General features: G+C 68.2%; 12 protein-coding genes. 8 read left to right on the forward strand and 4 right to left on the reverse strand.

Translation table 11 applies throughout. The features are described from left to right. Nucleotides 1-437: 437 nt before the first annotated feature. The 4 genes from L1787_RS14080 (at nt 438) to L1787_RS14095 (ending at nt 7,345) form a co-directional block, all read left to right on the forward strand. Nucleotides 438-1,982 (forward strand): OpgD/OpgG family glucan biosynthesis protein, encoded by a 1,545-nt coding sequence (locus L1787_RS14080; protein WP_235709476.1) that lies wholly within the window; start codon nt 438-440, stop codon nt 1,980-1,982. Nucleotides 1,983-2,115: 133 nt separating this feature from the next. Beyond that, nucleotides 2,116-2,646 (forward strand): hypothetical protein, encoded by a 531-nt coding sequence (locus L1787_RS14085; protein ID WP_235709477.1) that lies wholly within the window; start codon nt 2,116-2,118, stop codon nt 2,644-2,646. A gap of 199 nt (nt 2,647-2,845) precedes the next feature. After that, nucleotides 2,846-3,820 carry a M15 family metallopeptidase gene (locus tag L1787_RS26095; RefSeq protein ID WP_235709478.1) on the forward strand — a complete coding sequence of 325 codons (975 nt, stop codon included), beginning with the start codon at nt 2,846-2,848 and terminating at the stop codon, nt 3,818-3,820. Between the two features lie 87 nt (nt 3,821-3,907). After that, complete coding sequence (locus L1787_RS14095; protein ID WP_235709479.1) at nt 3,908-7,345, forward strand: indolepyruvate ferredoxin oxidoreductase family protein; 3,438 nt, start codon at nt 3,908-3,910, stop codon at nt 7,343-7,345. Nucleotides 7,346-8,895: 1,550 nt separating this feature from the next. On the opposite strand, the gene L1787_RS14100 is transcribed toward L1787_RS14095, so the two are convergent. From L1787_RS14100 to L1787_RS14110, 3 genes are all read right to left on the reverse strand, one after another. After that, nucleotides 8,896-10,428 (reverse strand): L,D-transpeptidase family protein, encoded by a 1,533-nt coding sequence (locus tag L1787_RS14100; protein ID WP_235709480.1) that lies wholly within the window; start codon nt 10,426-10,428, stop codon nt 8,896-8,898. A 145-nt stretch (nt 10,429-10,573) separates the two neighbouring features. Continuing rightward, nucleotides 10,574-11,530 carry an acetyl-CoA carboxylase carboxyltransferase subunit alpha gene (locus tag L1787_RS14105; protein WP_235709481.1) on the reverse strand — a complete coding sequence of 319 codons (957 nt, stop codon included), beginning with the start codon at nt 11,528-11,530 and terminating at the stop codon, nt 10,574-10,576. Between the two features lie 82 nt (nt 11,531-11,612). After that, nucleotides 11,613-12,488, reverse strand: coding sequence for a tyrosine recombinase (locus L1787_RS14110; protein ID WP_235709482.1), 876 nt, complete (start codon nt 12,486-12,488; stop codon nt 11,613-11,615). 329 nt (nt 12,489-12,817) lie between these two features. Between L1787_RS14110 and L1787_RS14115 the strand changes: the two genes are divergently transcribed. The 3 genes from L1787_RS14115 to L1787_RS14125 are packed head-to-tail and all read left to right on the forward strand — an operon-like array spanning nt 12,818 to nt 15,851. Continuing rightward, entirely contained in the window at nt 12,818-13,405 is a 588-nt protein-coding gene (locus L1787_RS14115) for a shikimate kinase (protein ID WP_235709483.1), read from the forward strand. A gap of 2 nt (nt 13,406-13,407) precedes the next feature. Further along, nucleotides 13,408-14,547, forward strand: coding sequence for a 3-dehydroquinate synthase (gene aroB / locus L1787_RS14120; protein ID WP_439648295.1), 1,140 nt, complete (start codon nt 13,408-13,410; stop codon nt 14,545-14,547). Between the two features lie 29 nt (nt 14,548-14,576). Next, complete coding sequence (locus tag L1787_RS14125; RefSeq protein ID WP_235709485.1) at nt 14,577-15,851, forward strand: HlyC/CorC family transporter; 1,275 nt, start codon at nt 14,577-14,579, stop codon at nt 15,849-15,851. Between the two features lie 701 nt (nt 15,852-16,552). Here L1787_RS14125 and olsB read toward each other — a convergent pair. Next, nucleotides 16,553-17,458, reverse strand: a complete 906-nt coding sequence (olsB, locus tag L1787_RS14130; protein ID WP_235709486.1) for a l-ornithine N(alpha)-acyltransferase — start codon at nt 17,456-17,458, stop codon at nt 16,553-16,555. A 321-nt stretch (nt 17,459-17,779) separates the two neighbouring features. On the opposite strand from olsB, the gene L1787_RS14135 reads away from it, so the two are divergent. Then, the gene (locus L1787_RS14135; protein WP_235709487.1) at nt 17,780-19,282 is read left to right on the forward strand and encodes a YifB family Mg chelatase-like AAA ATPase; all 1,503 of its coding nucleotides are present in this window, start codon (nt 17,780-17,782) and stop codon (nt 19,280-19,282) included. Nucleotides 19,283-19,354: the final 72 nt, after the last annotated feature.

The raw sequence follows: 19,354 nt of genomic DNA on the forward strand, positions 1-19,354 counted from the left end.
CCTCGTCGAATGTCTGTCTCGGCCGCGCACCCGGCGGACCCATGATGATGATGCGGTCGCACGAGGCGCGTGGCGTCATGCTCCCTGTAGCGGCATTGCGCCGCCCCCACCAGCCGGGACGGCGCACACCAGCCTCCCGAGCCGCAGGCAATTTGCGTGCCTCGGGCGGCACACGAGCCGGGCAATCGCGCCCCGATCCCGTTTCGATCGGCGCCCCGCGACACCCGGCCTCATCCTATGTAATCGACGAAGCGGCGACGCCGCCCTCTATAGGGCGCGTTGCGTGTGCGCCATTGACCCCGTCGGGGCGCACGCGCACATGGAGCCTGCCTTCGGCCTCCGGCGATCGGGGGGAAGGCGAACGGGGCGCGGCGAAGAGGGCACCGATCGCGGCGCCTCCTCTATCGTGACGCGCTCATTGTGAAGTTGGGGATGAGATGGCGAAGATGATGATGGACCGGCGCAGCGCAGTGGCATCCCTTTTGGCGATGGCCGTCCCATGGGGCGGCAAGGCATTCGCCGCAACGCGCGGACAGGTGTCGCTCGGCCCGCCCTCGCCGTTCTCCTTCGACTGGCTCGTCAAGAATGCCGAGCATGCGGCGCGGATGCCGAACCCCGAGGTGAAAATTCCCTATCCGGAGGTCCTCAACCGGATTGGCTATGACGAGCACTGGCAGATCAGCTTCCGCCCCGAGGCGGCGCCGATCGTCGGCGATCTGCCGCTGCAATTCTTCCATCTCGGCCGCTATGCCCGCGAGCCGGTGCGCATCAACCTCCTGCAGGACGGTAACGCTCGCGAGGTCGTCTACAGCGAAGACCTCTTCGATATGCCGGCCGACAGCCCGGCGCACGAGCTCGGCGAGGGGACGGGCTTTGCCGGCCTGCGCCTCATGCGGCCGGACAACAAGCCGGACTGGATCTCCTTTCTCGGCGCCTCCTATTTCCGCGCCGACGGACCGGAGGCCCAATATGGCCTGTCCGCCCGCGGCCTCGCGCTGAACACCGGCCTTTCGACCCCGGAAGAATTCCCCCGCTTCAGCGAGTTCTGGGTGGGTGACGGCGAGCGCGAGGGGGAGGACGTCCTGATCCTCGCCCGGCTCGATTCGCCGAGCGTGACGGGCGCCTACCGAATCGGCGTGCAGCGCGAGCCGGAACAGCACTGCAATGTCGAAATGCGCCTCTTCTTTCGCCAGAGCGTCGAGCGGCTCGGCATCGCGCCCCTCACCTCGATGTTCTGGTACTCCGAGATCAACCGCCACGATGGCGGCGACTGGCGCCCCGAGGTGCACGACAGCGACGGGCTCGCGATCTATACCGGCGCGGGCGAGCGCATCTGGCGTCCCCTGCGCAATCCGAACCGCGTGACCACGACGAGCTTCGTCGACGACAATCCCCGCGGGTTCGGCCTCGTCCAGCGTGACCGCAACTTCGAGAATTACCAGGACGACGGCGTCTTTTATAACCGCCGGCCGAGCGCCTGGATCCGTCCGCACGGCAATTGGGGCAAGGGTGCCGTCCAGCTCGTCGAGATCCCGACGACGGACGAGACGTTCGACAATATCGTCGCCTATTGGACGCCGGAAAAGCAGCCGGTCGCCGGCGATTCGCTCGCCTTCGACTACACGCTCGAATGGCGCGAGCGCGACCCCGAGCCCGACGCGGTCGCCCACACCGTCGCGACCTATAGCGGCGATGGCGGTATTCCCGGCCAGCCGTTGCCCGATAACGTCACGAAATATGTCATCGATTTCGCCGGCGGCGGCCTTGACGGGCTGAGCGCCGACACGGCGCTCGAGGTGTCCGTCCAGTCGAACCACGGGACGATCCTGCGGCCTTCGATCCGTCCCGTCGTCGGCGAGCGGCGTTGGCGCGCGATCTTCGACCTCGAGGCGGAGCCGAACCAACCCGTCGAGCTTCGGCTCTTCGTCCAGAAGGACGGCAACCCGTTGACCGAAACTTGGACGATGCTCGCCGAGAAATAGGCCGACCGGCGCTCTGCGGGTGCGGCGAAGATCACCGTCCTTCGCCGCATCCACGCTTCATGGTCGGAGGCCCCCGCCGTCGCATGTTATGATGACCGCGAGCACTCGGGAGGTCAGAGGGAGGTCAGCCGCCATGATCCGCGCATCGCTCGCCATCGCCTTTTTCGCCGCGACCACGATCGGCGCATCTGCCGATCCCGTCGAGCGCGCCTATCGCGCGTTGATGCAGGTTCGCGAGGTCGAGACGATCGACGTCATGGGCGACACGGATCACCAGATCGGCGTCGCCGCCTTTCGCGGTCTCGCCCTCTTCGACGACGGCGAGGTCGCCCTCCACCGCTATGAAGGCGGTTTCGACCTCACGGACGGCAGCGGCCATTTTTACGGCTATGCCCTTTGGCGCTTCGATGACGGGTCGGAGATCACGGCGCGCTATGAAGGCGAGGCCCGCGCCGAGGATCCCAACGATTTCGAGGTGGAGGCGCGGATCGCCGACATTCGCGGCACCGGCCGGTTTGAAGGCGCGGTCGGGTCCGGCACGTTCGCCGGCAAGCGCATCGACCCGATCGCCGACGGTGGAAGCACCTTCCTGCGCGGCGAACTGACCCTTTCCCTGCCGGGCAAGACGGAACCGCCCCCCGAAGACGAGACCGGCGCGAACTGAAGACCCCCACGCTCAGACCGGACGGGCGGAGCCCCTCGCCCGGCGCGTCCTCGGCCCGTGGCGGCCCGGCGCATAGATCGGCGCACACCCTCCCGCCTTTTAAGCGGACGACCCCCACCATGGCGCCCAGCGCGCAAGGCGGTCAGGCGCCCCGGCGCTTGATCAACACGGATATTCTGGAGACGATCAGAGAATGCAGGTGAAACGTCCTCTCGCCATGGTGATGTTGTCGGCCTTCGCCGGCCTCGCCATCGACGCAGCCGCCGCCGACACCGCGATCGGCGGCAAAGAACCGCCGCCGATCCGACTCGCGCAAGCGCCCGAATCGAACCCCATCCGCCCCGGCCAACACCAACGCCAGCAGCAAAGCGAGCGTCCCGCCAACAATTCCGGCGGCGGTTTCTGGCAGCGTTTGACCGGCGGCGGTCAGAACACGGCGACCGACCGGACATCCGCCGCGCCCGGCGCGAACACGGCGCAGCAGCGCCTCCTCGCCGCCTATCCCGGCGCCTTCCGCATCGAGGGCAACGCCGTCGTCTTTCCGAGCGGCGAACGCATCGTCTGGGACGACGGCCGGCGAAAGAGCCCGGCCGACCTCCTCGTCGACGCGGACGTCGAGGATATGTTCGCCTATCCCTATCCGCCGGCGAGCCGCGGTGAGATGGCCCCGCCGAAGGACCATGACCCCGGCCGCATTCGGAACGAGGCCTTCTTCAAAGCCCTTTACGGGGCGAGCGAAGGTGCCGTCCGCGCCGAGGTGCGAACGATCCCTTGGGTGCCGCGCCTCGGCAACAGCACGCTGACGGTGACGACGCGCTTCGGCATCGACCAGAAGCTCGCGGCGGTCTCCGACGAGCTGCAGCGCCTGCCGCCCCGCTTTCACAAATATCTGACCCCGCCCGCCGGCGCCTTCCTGTGGCGTCAGATCGCCGGGACCGACCGGCTCAGCGTCCACGCCTTTGGCGCGGCGGTCGACATCAACACGCAATTCACCAACTATTGGCGCTGGGACAACGCGGCCGCCGGCGGCGACATCCCCTATCGCAATCAAATTCCCATCGAAATCGTCGAAGTGTTCGAGAAATATTGCTTCATCTGGGGCGGACGCTGGCACCATTACGACACGATGCATTTCGAATACCGTCCCGAGTTTTTGCCGAACTGCCGAAACTAAGGGGGCCGGCGCGGCCACCGTGCCCCGCGACGATTGCAGCCCCGCGTGCCGGAGCGTACGCTTGTCTGGAATTGAACGAGGTACGATGTGACCAGAGCCGTCTCGCTGGATGACAAGTACGACCTCGAGAAGGCGGACGTCTTCTTGTCCGGCACGCAGGCGCTCGTCCGTCTGGCACTCGCCCAACAGGCGCGCGACCGGATCGCCGGTCATCACACCGCCGGTTATATCAGCGGTTATCGCGGCTCCCCGCTCGGCGGTCTCGATCAGCAATTCGGCCGCGCCAAGCGCGTTCTCGGCCCCGATATCGTCTTCCAGACCGGCCTCAACGAAGACATTGCGGCAACCGCGCTGTGGGGCACCCAGCGCACCGCCTTGAACGGCGAGAACCGGACCGACGGCGTCTTCGGCATGTGGTACGGCAAGGGCCCCGGCGTCGACCGCTCGGGGGATGCCTTGCGCCACGCGAACCTTGCGGGCACGGCCCCGCTCGGCGGCGTCCTCGCTTTGATGGGCGACGATCACACCTGTGAAAGCTCGACGACGGCCCACCAGTCCGAGTTCGGGATGATCAACGCTTTGATCCCCGTCCTGTCGCCCTCGGGTGTCCAGGACATCGTGGATTTCGGCCTCCTCGGCTTCGCGATGAGCCGCTTTTCCGGCCTCTGGGTCGGACTCAAATGCGTCAAGGATACGGTCGAGGCAACACAGTCGATCGACGGGCGGATCGACCGGCTATCGATCGCGCTGCCGGATCTCGACATACCCCCCGGCGGCCTCAATATCCGCGTCGGCTTCGACCCGCTCGGCGAAGAGGCGCGGCTCCACGCGCACAAGCTCCCCGCCGCGCAGGCCTTCGTGAGCGCGAACCGCCTCAATCCGATCCTCGCGCGGGGCGGGCGCCATCCGCGCATCGGCATCGTCGGCACCGGCAAGAGCTGGCTCGACATCCTCGACGCCCTCGCCGCCCTCGGGATCGACGAAGTGGCCGCCGCCGATCTCGGCATCCGCCTCATGAAAGTGGGCTGCCCCTGGCCGCTTCCGGCGGACGACGTGCGCGCCTTCGCCGACGGGCTCGAGGAGATCATCGTCGTCGAGGAAAAGCGCGGCCTCGTCGAGCCGCAGATGAAGGACATCCTCTACGGAACGGCGAACGCGCCCACCATCATCGGCAAGACCGACGCGGCCGGCGCCCCGCTCTTCCGCGCGAGCGGCGCGCTCGACGCCGCCCATGTCACCGCCGTCATCGGCCGCCGCCTCGTGGAGCGCGGCGCGGAGCGGCTGACGGCCCCGGTCGAAGAGGCCGAAGCGCTCCTCGCCCGGCTCGCCGCGACCGGCAGCATCGTGGAGCGGAAGCCCTATTTCTGCGCCGGCTGCCCGCACTCCTCATCGACCGTGGTGCCGGACGGCGCGCGCGCCTCGGCGGGCATCGGCTGCCATTTCATGTCGATCTGGATGGACCGCTCGACCGAGGGCTTCACCCAGATGGGCGGAGAAGGCGCGCAGTGGATCGGCGAGGCGCCCTTCTCGACCCGCAAGCACCTCTTCCAGAATATCGGCGACGGCACCTACAACCACTCCGGCTCGCTGGCGATCCGCGCCGCCGTCGCGAGCGGCACGACGATCACCTACAAGATCCTCTTCAACGACGCCGTCGCGATGACCGGCGGACAGACGCACGATGGCGGCCTCACGGTCCCGGCGATCGCCGCCCAGATGCGGGCCGAGGGCGTTGCCGCCGTCGCCGTCGTCTCCGACGAGCCGGAAAAATATGCCCCCGGCGCCCTTCCCGCCCAGTGCAGCGTCAATCACCGGGACGACGTGATCGCGGTGCAGGAGGAATTGTCGCGCATCGAGGGCGTGACGGTGATGATCTACGATCAGACCTGCGCCTCGGAAAAGCGCCGCCGTCGCAAGCGCGGCACCTATCCCGACCCGGACCGGCGCGTCGTCGTCAATGAACGGGTGTGCGAAGGCTGCGGCGATTGCGGGGTTCAGTCGAACTGCGTCGCGATCCAGCCGGTCGAGACCGCGTTCGGCCGCAAACGCCAGATCGATCAGTCGAGCTGCAACAAGGATTTTTCCTGCCTCAAGGGCTTTTGCCCGAGCTTCGTCACCGTCCATGGCGGCGTGTTGAAGACGACCGATCATCCCGAGATCGACGGCGACATTCCCGAACCGGAGCGCGCCCCGCTCGACGAGCCCGTCGGCCTCCTCGTCACCGGCGTCGGAGGGACGGGCGTCGTCACCGTCGGGGCGGTGATCGGTATGGCCGCACACCTCGAAGGGCTCGGCGTCGGCGTCATCGACATGGCGGGGCTCGCGCAGAAAGGCGGCGCGGTCCTCTCCCACATCAAGATCGCACCGCGGCGCGAGGACGTCACGACGATCCGCGTCGGTCCGGGCGGAGCGCGCGCCGTGCTCGGCTGTGATATCGCCGTCGCGGGAACGGCGAAGGTGCTCGCGGCGATCGCGCCGGGCGGCACCATCGTCGCCAACACCCATGAACAGATGCCGGGCGAGTTCACGCGCGATATCGACTTCCGCCTTCCGGCGCGGCGGATCCTGAAGGCCCTCGAAGAGCGCGCGACCACGATCGCGTTCGACGCGACCGGCCGCGCGAAGACCCTCTTCGGCGACGCGATCGCTGCCAACATGATGGTGATGGGCGCGGCCTATCAGTCCGGCGCGCTCCCGATCTCGGCCCGCTCGATCGAGGCGGCGATCACCCTCAATGGCGCCGCCGTCGAGATGAACATCGCCGCCTTCCGGTTCGGCCGCCTCACCATTGCCGCGCCCGCCCGCGTCGAGGCGCTCCTCAGCGCGAGCGAGGCGACGCCGCTCCCTCATCGCGCCCTCGCCGACACGCTCGACGCGCGCCTTTCCCAGAAGACAGCGAGCCTCACCGCCTATCAGGACAGCGCCTATGCCGAGCGCTTCAGTGCGCGGATCAGCGCCCTCACGGTCGCCGCAGCGCGGGCGGGCGTCGATCGCGATCGTCTGGTGGAGACCGCGGCGAACAATCTTTATCGCCTGATGGCGGTGAAGGACGAATACGAGGTCGCGCGGCTCTTCGTCGATGGCGGCTTCGAGGCGCAATTGAAGCGGCAGTTCGCGAGCTGGGACCGCCTCTCCTTCCACATGGCGCCGCCGGGTCTTCGCGGTGCCGAGCCGGGTGTCAGGCCGAAAAAGCGCACGTTCGGGCCGTGGCTGACGAAGGTGTTGCCGGCGCTTGCGCGGATGAAGCGTCTGCGCGGCGGCCCGCTCGACATTTTCGGCTACAGCGCCGAGCGGCGCGAGGAGCGCGCCGTGCTCACCCGCTACGAGGCGACGCTCGACCATATCGCCGCCACCCTCACCGGCGCGCGTCTCGACCCCGCCATCGCGCTCGCCGCCTGGCCCGACATGGTGAAGGGCTACGGACCGGTCCGCGCCGCGAACACCGCCCGTGCCTTGAAGGCCGAGGAGGAACGCCGCGCCGCCTATGACAGCCCGCCCGACACCCGCCTGATGGCCGCGGAGTAAACGGCCGCCCGCGGCGCCGTCGCGCGCGGCCGGCGGGATCGCCCCGGCCTCCTGCGCAGAATGGGGCGAGGCCGTCATAGCGCAGCAAAGCCGCGCTCCGTTCGCCGCAAGGCGAAGCGCTATCACGTCGCGACGCCCCGCGTGGCAGATCGCTGGTCACACTTGCCCGTCAGCGGTCATGGCACCGGGATACGGGGCCGGCTCGCGCCAAGCGCGCCGTTGCTGCGCTATGACGGCCCTGCCGCGTGCCCACGTTGACGGCGGCATCGCGATCGCCACACCCCGTACGCCCGCCCGGAGACCGGAACGTCCTTCCGGCTCCTCCCGGTCATGGGCATCGCCAAGCGGTGGGATGACGCCCCTAAGCCCCCGCCGCAGCGGCCACGCCACGAGGGACGCCCCCAAACGCCCGACGTCAGGTGTACTCCGCACCACGCCTCCCCGCCGGACCTGTCGCGATGCGGCGTCGCTCGCGCGATGACCGTCGCAGGCCCCAGGAGGCCGACGACTTTCACCATCCGAAAAGCTAGGCCACACCGGGATAGCCTCCACGCCTGCCTTCTCCTCCGGGCCGCCGCATGGGCGATGTGGACCCACATCTCCCGGAAAAGACGGCGATGACAGGTACGAGGCTCGGGAGAGCCGATCACGCCAGAACGCGGACGGCCATGACGCCGGATTGTACCGGCTGCGAAAGCCACGGGGCCGCGCAGGTGGCGACGGCGCCGGGGCGCACGGATCGCGATGGCGTTGCGACGCACCAATGGCGATAGCGCCGGGTGTGTGGGCGGCGATAGTGCCGGGGCGCTCGGGCGGCGATAGCGCCGGTGTGGTCGGATGGCGATAGCGCCGGGGTGCACGGGTGGCGACGGCGCCGAGGTGCCCGGGCGGCGATGGCTTCGGGGCACACGGATGGCGATGGCGTCGGGGGTACAAGGGCGGCGATAGCGCTGGGGCGCACGGATCGCGATGGAGGGCGCACGGGTTTCGACGGCGCCGGGGTGCCCGGGCGGGCGATGGCACGAAGGCGCACGGGTATCGATGGCGCCGAAGCGCACGGGCGGCGATGGCGCCGGTGTACGCGGATGGCGCTGGTGCCGGAGGAATAAGGGCGGCGATAGCGCCAGGGCGCACGGATGGCGATGGCGCAAGGGGGCAAGGGCGCACGGGTGGCGACGGCGCCGGGGTGCCTGGGCGGCGATGGCATCGGGGCATACGGGCGGCGATCGCGCCGGTGTGCGCGGATGGCGCTGGCGCCGAGGGTACAAGGGCGGCAATGGCGTCGGCAGGGTAGTTGGCGATGGCCGCCTCAGTGCATGGACCGCGATGGCGTCGTCGCCCACAGGTGGCGATCGCGCGGGAGCGCGCGGGTGGCGCTGGGACGGGAGATCGGATCGGCGGAGGAGGTCGACGGCGGCGTCGTTCGAGCCGGGGCGTTATAACGCCGTCCCCCTATCGAGGTCGCACGCTCCGGGTGGAGGCGTCGGCGCGAGGCGCGGCGAACGGCACGCCCAAAACAGAAGCGGCGCCTCGTGGGCGCCGCGTTCCGGTTAGTTGAAGATCGATGTCGCCTTGCGGAAGATGCCCTTGCTGCCCTTCGTCACCGAGGAGAAGAAGCCGCTTTCCTCGTCGGTCTCAGCGGCGAAGCCGAGGGCGGTCGGCGGCATGTCGGAGTCCGCCATGGCCGGGTCGGCCGGAGTTTCGGCGGGGCTCGGCGCCTCGGTCGCCGCCGGAGGCGGTGCCGGGTTCGCGCCCGAGGTGGACGCGACGGCGACGCCCGGAAGGGATTGCGACGGCGCAGGCTCGGACGGTGCCGTGCTCGCCACCGGCGCGGGCGACGGCGCCACGGAGGCAGTCGAGGCGACCGGCTCGTCACGCCGGCCGAAGGGGTTCGGGAAGCGGAAGCCGCCGCCGCCATTCTGCGCCTCGGCCGGCGCATCGCCAGCGCGGGGCGAGCGGCGCGGGATCGGCGTGCCATTCGGTGCGACGGTCGCGACCGTGGTTTCCTCGGCGGGAGCCGCATCCGTGGCCGGTGCTGCATTCGACGTCGACGCCGCGTTCGAGGTCGACGGCGCCTCGTCGGTGCGTTCGTTGTTGAAGAAGGTCGCGATCTGGCTCTCGCGCTGGGCCCAACGCTCTTCGCGCTCCTTGCGGGAGGTGGCGCGCGCGATCTCGACATTGCGCTTTTGGAGGTCGGCGTCGCGCTTGGCGACCATCAGCTGCTCGACGACCGGGTCGACCCGATAATCGGGGCAGTTCGCGGCCGCGACGAAACGGCCTGAGCTCGGCGTCGCGTTGAAGACATAGCGCTTGCCGCACACGTCGATGTTCGGGGCCTGGCCCGTGACCTCGAAATAGTCGGAGCCTTCCTTCAGCATTTCCCAGAAGGCGAGATGCTCGCTGTCGCTGTGGCGAGCCATGTTCTCCGGCGTCATGCGGAAGGGGAAGGCCTGGACTTGAAACCCCTTCTGGCCGCCGGCGAACGCTTCGCGCGCGAGAGCGTAGATTTCCTGAACCTGGACGTCCTCGACCGCGTAGCAGCCGCGGGAGGAGCAGTCGCCGTGCACCATGATGAACGAGCCGGTGCGGCCGTTCGCGCGATCATAGGAGTTCGGGAAGCCGAGATTGAAGGCGAGATGATAGCTCGAGTTCGGGTTCATCAGGCCGGGGGTGACGGTATAGAACCCCTCGGGCGCCTGACGGTCGCCCTCTTTGAATTTCGGGCCGAGTTCGCCCGACCAGGCGCAAATATCATACTCCTTCAGGAGTTTGTATTTGCCCGCACGGTCCTGCTTCCAGACCTCGAGGACCGACTCTTCCTTGTAGATGCGCAGCATGATCGGCGAACCGACTCTCATGCCCATCCGGTCGATCTTGCTTTCGAGGGCGGCGGGGACCGGCGCGAGGTGCGCCGCTGTCGAAAGGTCGCTGACCTGGCAGCCGGCGAGCGCCACGGAGGCGATCCCACCAGCAAGGACCACGCCGCGTACGCGGCGGAAATTGCCGGCCACGCGACGCGCGAAGCGCACCATCTGCGGCGACTGACGGTCATCGTTCGACATGGGGACGTGATCAAGGGACATGCGATCTTCCCGCGGTCATGGTGGCGACTACTCTTGCCACACTAGCTGGCGTGTACCCTGTGCCGGCGACGTTGACAAACCGTCAACGACGTCAGGCGGCGTCTTCCCCACCAAACAGGGCGTGGCTGTGGCAAGCGCGCAACGCTCAAGCGTCGAGCGTGCGCCCGATCTTGAGGAAACGCTCGGCGCGCGTGGATTTGAGCGCCGGCCCGTCGAGCTCGGCGAGCTCGGAAAGCGCGGCTTCGAGCGCCTTTCCGACCCGGTCGATCGTGTCGACCGCATCGCGGTGGGCACCGCCGAGCGGCTCGTCGATGATGGTGTCGATCACCCCGAGACGCAGGAGATCCTGCGCGGTGATCTTCATGTTGGCGGCCGCTTCCTGCGCCCTTGCGGCGTCGCGCCACAGGATCGAAGCCGCCCCTTCGGGCGAGATCACCGAATAGATGGCGTGCTCCAACATCAGGACGCGGTTCGCCGATGCGAGCGCCAGCGCCCCGCCCGATCCGCCCTCGCCGATGATGACGGCGACGGAGGGAACGGTCAGCATCAGCGCCTGCTCGGTCGAGCGGGCGATCGCCTCGGCCTGGCCGCGCTCTTCCGCGCCGATGCCGGGATAGGCGCCGGCCGTGTCGATCAGCGTGAGGACCGGCAGGCGGAAGCGCTCGGCGAGCTGCATGATGCGCTTGGCCTTGCGGTAGCCCTCCGGCCGGGCCATGCCGAAATTGTGCCGCAGGCGGCTTTCGGTGTCCGACCCGCGCTCATGGCCGAGAACGGCGACCGAGCGGCCCGCGAAGCGGCCGACGCCGGCGACGATGGCCGCGTCATCCGCATAGGCGCGATCGCCGGCGAGCGGGGTGAAGTCCTCCAGGAGCCGGGCGAGATAATGGGAGGTGTGCGGCCGGTCGGGGTGGCGCGCGACTTCCGTCTTCTGCCAGGGCGTCAGCTTGGCATAGACCTCGGCGAGCGCCTTCTCGGCCTTGTCCTCGAGCTTTGCGATCTCGTCGCCGCCATCGACGGCGCTCCCGTCCCCGAGATTGCGCAATTCTTCGATCTTACCGATCACGTCGGCGACGGGCTTTTCAAAGTCGAGGAACGTACGCATTCACCAAATTCACGGCTGTTGGGGACGGGCGACCCTTAAATTGGTCTCCCCGCCTGTCAAGCGGAAGCCGAACAATTTCGACCTAAGCCAGGGGATGGCAGTCGTTGAGGACGGCGACGAGATGATCGGCCTGCACGTGGGTGTAGATCTCGGTCGTCGCAATGTCCTGGTGGCCGAGGAGCGTCTGAACGACGCGCAGATCGGCCCCGTTCACCAGAAGATGCGTCGCGAAGGCATGGCGCAGAACATGGGGGGAGACCTTGGCGGAGGGCAGCCCGGCCGCGGCGGCGAGGCCCTTCAGATCGCGCGCGAAAGCCTGGCGCGTCAGATGGCCTTCGCGCGAGCGCGCCGGGAAGAGGAAGCGGTTCGGCGAGGGACCGCGCGCCGCCCGATAGCGCTCGACGGCAAGATGCGCGGCCTCGGTGAGCGGCACCATCCGCTCGCGCCCGCCTTTGCCCTTCACCATCATCACCTCGCGCCGGTTGGCGACGGCCGATTCGGGCAGCGACACCAGCTCGGAGACACGAAGCCCCCCGGCATAGAGGAGCTCCAACAAAGCGGCGAGACGCGTCGGCCCCGCCCCGCCCGCCTGCGCCGCCTCCTCCGCGGCGACCAAAAGCCCGCGCACCTCCTCGATCGACAGGATCTTCGGCAGCGCCTTCGGCCGCTTCGGCCCGTCGACGAGAGAGCCCGGATCGTCCGCCCGTGCCCCCTCGGCATAGAGAAAGCGCAGGAAGCGCCGCACGGCCGACAGCCGCCGGTTCTGCGTGGTCTTCGCCTCGCCCCGCGCCGCCATCGCCTTCAAGAAGGCCGACAGATCCGCCTCGCCCGCTTTCTCCGGGTCGACGCCGCGGCCCCGGCACACGTCCGCAAAGCACACGAGATCGCGCCGATAGGCATCGATCGTATGCCGGGACGCGTCGTGCTCGACCGCCATCATTTCCAAGAATGCGTCCATGGCTGGCGTCATGCTGGGCTTGCCTCCGAACCGGTGCGGCGACGCTCGCCCGCCAGCCATTAGGGCGGCGTGGAGGAGATCGATCAAACTTTATCGATCGGCGATTTGGTGCGGTAAAGCGCATCACGGACCCGGATTCTCGGGCGTTGAAGACCGCGACGGGCTTGACGGCGCCGTCCACCTTCGGCAGCAGGCTCTGTGACGATGACCTGCCCTCTCGTCCACCACTGGTCGTGGCGTGGGGCTTGAAGTTCGTCGCATAATCCTGTCCGCTGAGATGGGCGTGGCCGACGATGGGCGGCAGATAACGAAGGGGTGGGAGAACTCCCGTGGAACAGGATGGGCCGCAGGCCCTGTTGCAGACGCTGGAGGGCCGCAACCTCGTGCTCGTGGGGTTGCCTGGGGCCGGTAAGTCCAGCGTCGGAAAGCGCCTCGCGGCGCGGCTCGCCATTCCCTTCGTCGACGCCGACAATGAGATCGAAAAAGCCGCAGGCATGTCGATCAGCGACATTTTCGCGACCCATGGCGAAACGGAATTTCGCGCCGGTGAAACGCGCGTCATCGCCCGCCTGATGGAAGACGGGCCGAAGGTCGTCGCGACCGGCGGCGGCGCGTTCATGTCGGCCGAAACGCGGGAGGCGATTGCGGCGCGCGGGGTCTCCATCTGGCTCGATGCGGCGACCGACGTTCTGATCGCCCGCATCGCACGGCGCACGCACCGCCCTCTTTTCAACAATGTCGATCCGCACGCGAAACTAATGGAGCTGCGGACCGTTCGCGATCCTGTGTTCGCGACGGCGAGCCTGCGTGTCGTCTCCTCGGCGGGACCGCACGAGAAGGTCGTCGCCGCGATCATCGAGGCATTGCGCAAACATCTCGGCGCGACATCCGCGCCCCAACCCGTGAGTGAGGCATGACGATCAGTGCGCTACCCCTAGCGCGGACACACGCTGCGGACCCGGTGACGATCGACGTCCCCCTCGGCGAGCGTCGATATGACGTGGTGATCGGCGGCGGCTTGCTGCCGGCCGCCGGTGCGCTGATCAAGGACCGCCTCGGCACCCGCCGCGCGCTCATCGTGACCGACGAGACGGTCGCCCCGCTCCATCTCGGCACGCTTCAAGCGAGCCTCGATGCCGCCGGGATCGGCGCGACCGCGCACATCGTGCCCGAGGGCGAGGCGTCGAAATCGGTGACGCGGCTCCACGAGGTGGTCGACGCGATCCTCGATGGCGAACTGGAGCGTGGCGATATCGTGATCGCGCTCGGCGGCGGGGTGATCGGCGATCTCGCCGGGTTCGCCGCGGCGATCACGCGGCGCGGTATGCCTTTCGTCCAGGTGCCGACGACGCTCCTCGCACAGGTCGATTCCGCCGTCGGCGGCAAGACCGGCATCAACACCCGGCACGGCAAGAATCTCGTCGGCGCCTTCCATCAGCCCGCCCTCGTCATCGCCGACACCGATACGCTGGCGACCTTGCCGATGCGCCATCGCCGGGCCGGCTATGCGGAAATCGTGAAAGCCGGCCTCCTCGGCGACCGCGCCTTCTTCGAGCGCCTCGAAGCGCTCGGCGCGGCCGTTCTCACCGACGAGCTGATCGAGACGATCGCCACCGCCGTTCAGGCAAAGGCCGACATCGTGACCGAGGACGAGCGCGAGGCCGGCAAGCGCGCCCTCCTCAATCTCGGCCACACCTTCGCCCATGCCGTCGAGCGGTGCGCGGGCTATGACGGGCGCATCGTCCATGGCGAGGCGGTCGGGCTCGGCTGCGCCGTCGCCTTCCGCTTCTCCGTCGCGCTCGGCCTCTGCCCGGCCGAGGACGCCGAACGGGTTGCGCGCCATCTCGACATTGTCGGCCTGCCGACGCGGTTCGATCAGATCCCGGTGCCCCTCACGGCCAAAGGTCTTTCAGAAGCCATGACCCAGGACAAGAAAGTGAAGGACGGCATCATCCGCTTCGTCCTCGTCAACGCGATCGGCGAGGCCTTCGTGTCGGACGGGATCGCGCCGGAGCGCCTCGCCGCCTTCCTGAAGGACGAAGGCCTCCCCCCGTCATGACCGCTCGTCAGAGTTGAGGGGCGACCGTTATGGATCTCAGTCTCGGTCTGACGATCGGCGCGATTGTCGTGTTGCTGGCGATGTCCGCATTCTTCTCCGGTTCGGAGACGGCGCTGACGGCGGCCTCGCGCGCCCGTATTCACCAGCATGAGAAGCAAGGCTCGAAGCGGGCGGCGACGGCCGCCCGGCTGATGCAGTCGCGGGAGGAGCTGATCGGCGCCCTTCTCGTCGGCAACAACCTCGTCAACATCTCCGCCTCCGCGCTCGCGACGTCCGCGCTGATCCGCCTCTTCGGCGAGACGGCCGTGGTCTATGCGACGTTCATCATGACCGCGCTCGTGCTGATCTTCTCGGAGGTCCTGCCGAAGACGCTGGCAATCTTGCGGCCCGAAGGCTTCGCGCTGACCGTCGCGCCGGTGGTGCGGGTCTTCGTCACCCTCTTCGCGCCGGTCACGTTGACGGTGCAGCACATCGTGCGCCTTCTCCTGCGGCTCTTCGGCGTCCGGGCGGACAGCGAGCTCGTCCAGTCCGCGCGCGAGGAGATTCGCGGTGCCGTCGACCTTCAGCATGCCGAAGGCGGCCTCCACAAGGCCGATCGCGACAGGCTCGGCGCCCTCCTCGACCTTGCCGATCTCGATGTCTCCGACGTGATGATCCACCGCACGCGGATGCGGATGCTCAATGCCGACGACCCGCCGGGAACGATCGTCGCCGAAGCGCTCGCCTCGCCCTATACGCGGATGCCTTTGTGGAAGGACAGCACGGACAATATCGTCGGCGTCCTCCACGCCAAGGACCTCCTGCGCGCGGTGCAGGCGGCGGGCGGGCAGATGGACCGCGTCAACGTCCCCGCGATCGCGAAGCCGCCCTGGTTCGTGCCCGATACGACCGGCCTTCAGGATCAGCTCAACGCCTTCCTCAAGCGCAAGACCCATTTCGCCCTCGTCGTCGACGAGTATGGCGAAGTGATGGGTCTCGTGACGCTCGAAGACATCATCGAGGAGATCATCGGCGAGATCGAGGACGAGTATGATGTCGAGGTGGAAGGCGTGACGCTGGAGCCCGACGGCTCGGTGCTCGTCGACGGCTCGGTCACGATCCGCGACCTCAACCGCGCGCTCGACTGGTCGCTCCCGGACGACGAGGCGACGACCGCCGCCGGCCTCGTGATCCACGAGGCGCAGATGATCCCGGACGTCAATCAGGCCTTCACCTTCCACGGCATCCGGTTCGAGGTGACGGAGCGCGAGCGCAACCGTATCACCCGGATCAAGCTCTCGAAGGTGGAGGACGAGGAGGAATAGCGTTCCCGCCGCCGGGTCGAGCCCGTCTCGACACGGCGCACCGGCGCGGGATGGGGTGCGAGAGAGGACGAGCACGCTCCGCGTTTTCTTCGCCGGCTGCGGCCGCGCTTCGCCGCTTGATCATCCCGCGCAACGCCCGATATCCCGCGGCCTCCAAGACGTCGACTTTGGAGGTCAGGCGGCCGGACAGACGACGACCCCTCGGCCCGCCCCGCGCCGCCGGCACGCGGTTTCGCACACATCCCACAGCGCCCCCGCCCCGCGTCCGTTCTCTGCCAGCCGCGCCCGATCGGCGAAATCGATATGAAACCAATCGTTGGCCGCCGCGACCCCAGTGGTCTCATGGGCCGCCGGGATGTGGAGCGGCGAGGCCGGCTGGCCGATCCCATAGCGCGGGGCTGCCGAGCGGACCCGCGACCAGCATGTCGCGATCGGCGAGGTGAAGCTCTTGCGCATCCATGCGGCGACGCGTGGGTCAGCCGCCTCGTGCGGGGTTCAGAAGGGATCAAGCTCGGCGAGGATGCGCCGGTTGCGAGCGCTGCGGCGAGCGGCTCGATATCGTCGCGCGATGCGGGTCTCGCCCGTGAGCATCGCCGTTGTCCTGTCCCGATAGCGGCGCGCGGTGTTCCGAAGCGGCCCCACAAGAAAAGCCCGCCGGACTGGGTCGCGGCGGGCTTAATTCCGTTCAGTGCCGTCTCGTCTCAGGCGTGGCGGGTCGCGTTCGCGCCATAATAGTTGATATAGCGGTGCGAGATGCCGGAGACGGGCAGGACCATCATCACGTCGGTCGTCCCGAACTGATGGTCGACGACCGCGCCGTCGGCGACAAAGGCGCCGAGGCGGAGATAGCCTTTGATCAGGGGCGGCAGCGCGCGCAGCGCCTGTTTCGGATCGACTTGATCGGCCGGGATCCGGTTCATCGAGACGTACCGTTCCGGCAGCGCCTGAACGCGCCATTCGTCCGGCGCCATATGGTTGTGGTGGAGATAAGAGAGCGCCACCGAGAGCGCCTCGAGGTCCGTTCCGCCGAGCGAGGCGCAGCCGAACATCACATCCACATTGTGGCGCAGCACGTAGGACCATGCGCCATGCCACAGGAGTTCGACGGTGCGCTTGTCCCGATAGGGCTTCAGGACGCAGGACCGACCGAGTTCCAGAAAGTTGAGATCCGTGTGACCGCCGAGCATCGGCGCAATGTCGAACTCGGAGGCGGAGTAGAAGCCGCCATGCTGCTCGGCGATCTCCTGGCGCAGCATCCGATAGGTTCCGACGATCCGCGGGCGCGGCTTGCGGAAGCGGCGCGCGGCGACATTGTGGTCGAGCACCAACAAATGGTCGCACAGATTGTCGAACTGGTCGCGGTCGCGGCGGGTCGCCATGGTGAAGGCGTCCGGCTGGGCGGCCATCTCTTCGTAAAAGACCTGATAGCGCACATTCTGGGCGCGCTTCACTTCGCCGGCCGTGCGGGCGAGGCGAACCTCGAGCGTGCCGAGTTGGCCGAATGTCGGCGTTTTCCGATCGAGCGGCTGGCTGCGCTTACCGGGAAGGCGAGGATGCTGCCCGAACCACGGGCCGACGGTGGTGTGAGGATTGCGCCCGGTCGGCACGAAACGACGAACGACCGGAGACAGCGAACGAAGCCGAGCGACGGTACGCCGACGGCGGGCCCCACGGGGTTCGACGATCAACGCATTCCCCCCGATGTGCCCATCGAGCGGTTGGTTCCCATGGATTTCGCGCCCCTTCCCGCGCCGCAAGTTCCATCGCGCTGCGGCTTGTGTTGCGAGACGTTATTGCCCCAGCGCGCCCTTCGCAACGTGGTGAGGGGTAACACGAACGCCAAGATCGTCAATTCGTGCCTTTACTGGTTGCGACATGTCGACCCATAAGCTACCTTTGGTTGAATATGTCCAGATCGGGCCAACCTCGTGGTCAGTCGCGTCACAACCATTGCCTTTCGAGGAATCGAAACCGTCCCCGTCGACGTAGAAGTGCAAATCGCGCCGGGTTCCGTGGGATTTACCATCGTCGGCCTGGGCGACAAGGCGGTCACCGAAAGCCGCGAACGGGTGCGTTCCGCCCTTGCGGCGAGCGGCCTCGCGTTGCCTCCACGCCGCATCACCGTCAATCTTGCACCGGCGGACCTTCCAAAGGGTGGAAGCCACTATGATCTGCCCATCGCCCTCGGTCTGATGCTCGCGCTCGGCGTCGTCCCCGACGGCGCGGTCGACGGCCATGTCGTCGTCGGCGAGCTCGGGCTCGACGGGCGGATCGTCGGCGTCGCGGGCGCGCTTCCCGCCGCCGTCGGCGCCAACACGCTCGGCAAGGGCCTCATCTGCCCCGCGGGCGATGGAGCGGAGGCGGCATGGGCCTCGGCCGAGATGCCGCTTCTCGCCCCGGCGAGCCTTGCCGCCCTCGCCAACCATTTTGCCGGCCGCCAGACGCTGTCCCGCCCGACGCCGCAGCTCGGCCGCCCCCCCATCCCCAACGCCGACCTTGCCGACGTGCGCGGACAAGAAAGTGCCAAGCGCGCGCTGGAGATCGCGGCCGCCGGCGGCCACAATCTCCTGATGATCGGGCCGCCCGGCGCCGGCAAATCGATGCTCGCCGAGCGGATGCCCTCGATCCTTCCTCCGCTCGAGCCGCGCACCCTCCTTGAAAGCGCGATGATCCGCTCCGTCGCCGGCGATCTCGTCGACGGCAAACTCGAGGCGCGCGCCCCCTACCGCGCGCCCCACCATTCGGCGACGATGGCCGCCCTCATCGGCGGCGGACCGAAGGCGCGGCCGGGCGAGGTCTCGCTCTGCCATGGCGGCGTCCTCTTCCTCGACGAATTACCCGAATTTCAGCCCCAGGTGATCGACGCGTTGCGCGAGCCGCTCGAGACGCGGCGGGCGACCATTGCCCGCGCCGCGAACCGGGTCACCTACCCCGCCCGCTTCCAACTCCTCGCCGCGATGAACCCGTGCCGCTGCGGTCATGGGGACGAGCCGGGCCACACCTGTAAGCGCGGCGATGCCTGCCGCGATGCCTATCAGAGCCGCATTTCCGGGCCCCTCCTCGACCGGATCGACCTCACGATCCGCGTCGGTGCGGTGACGCCCGCGGATCTCCGCGGCGCGCCCGGCGAGGGCTCCGTCCACGTCGCGGCCCGCGTCGCCGAGGCCCGTGCCCGCCAGACCCGCCGCTATGGCGAGAGCGAGCGTGCCGCTCTCAACGCCGAATGCCCGATCGACCGTCTCGACATGGTGCTCCAGGCCGACGGCGATGCGATCGCCCTCGTCGATCAGGTGGTCACCGAGCGGCGGCTGTCGGCCCGCGCCTATCACCGCACATTGAAGGTCGCGCGGACGATCGCCGATCTCGCCGGGAGCGAGCCGGTTCAGCGTATCCATGTCGCCGAAGCCCTCGCCTATCGCCAAGCCCTGTAAGAATAACGCCTCTTAACCTTGCCGATCATGAGACCCTTGCGCCTTTTGCTTGGAAGAGTTCAGAAACAACAC

The sequence above is a fragment of the Acuticoccus kalidii genome (assembly GCF_021556395.1).
GTDB lineage: Bacteria > Pseudomonadota > Alphaproteobacteria > Rhizobiales > Amorphaceae > Acuticoccus > Acuticoccus kalidii.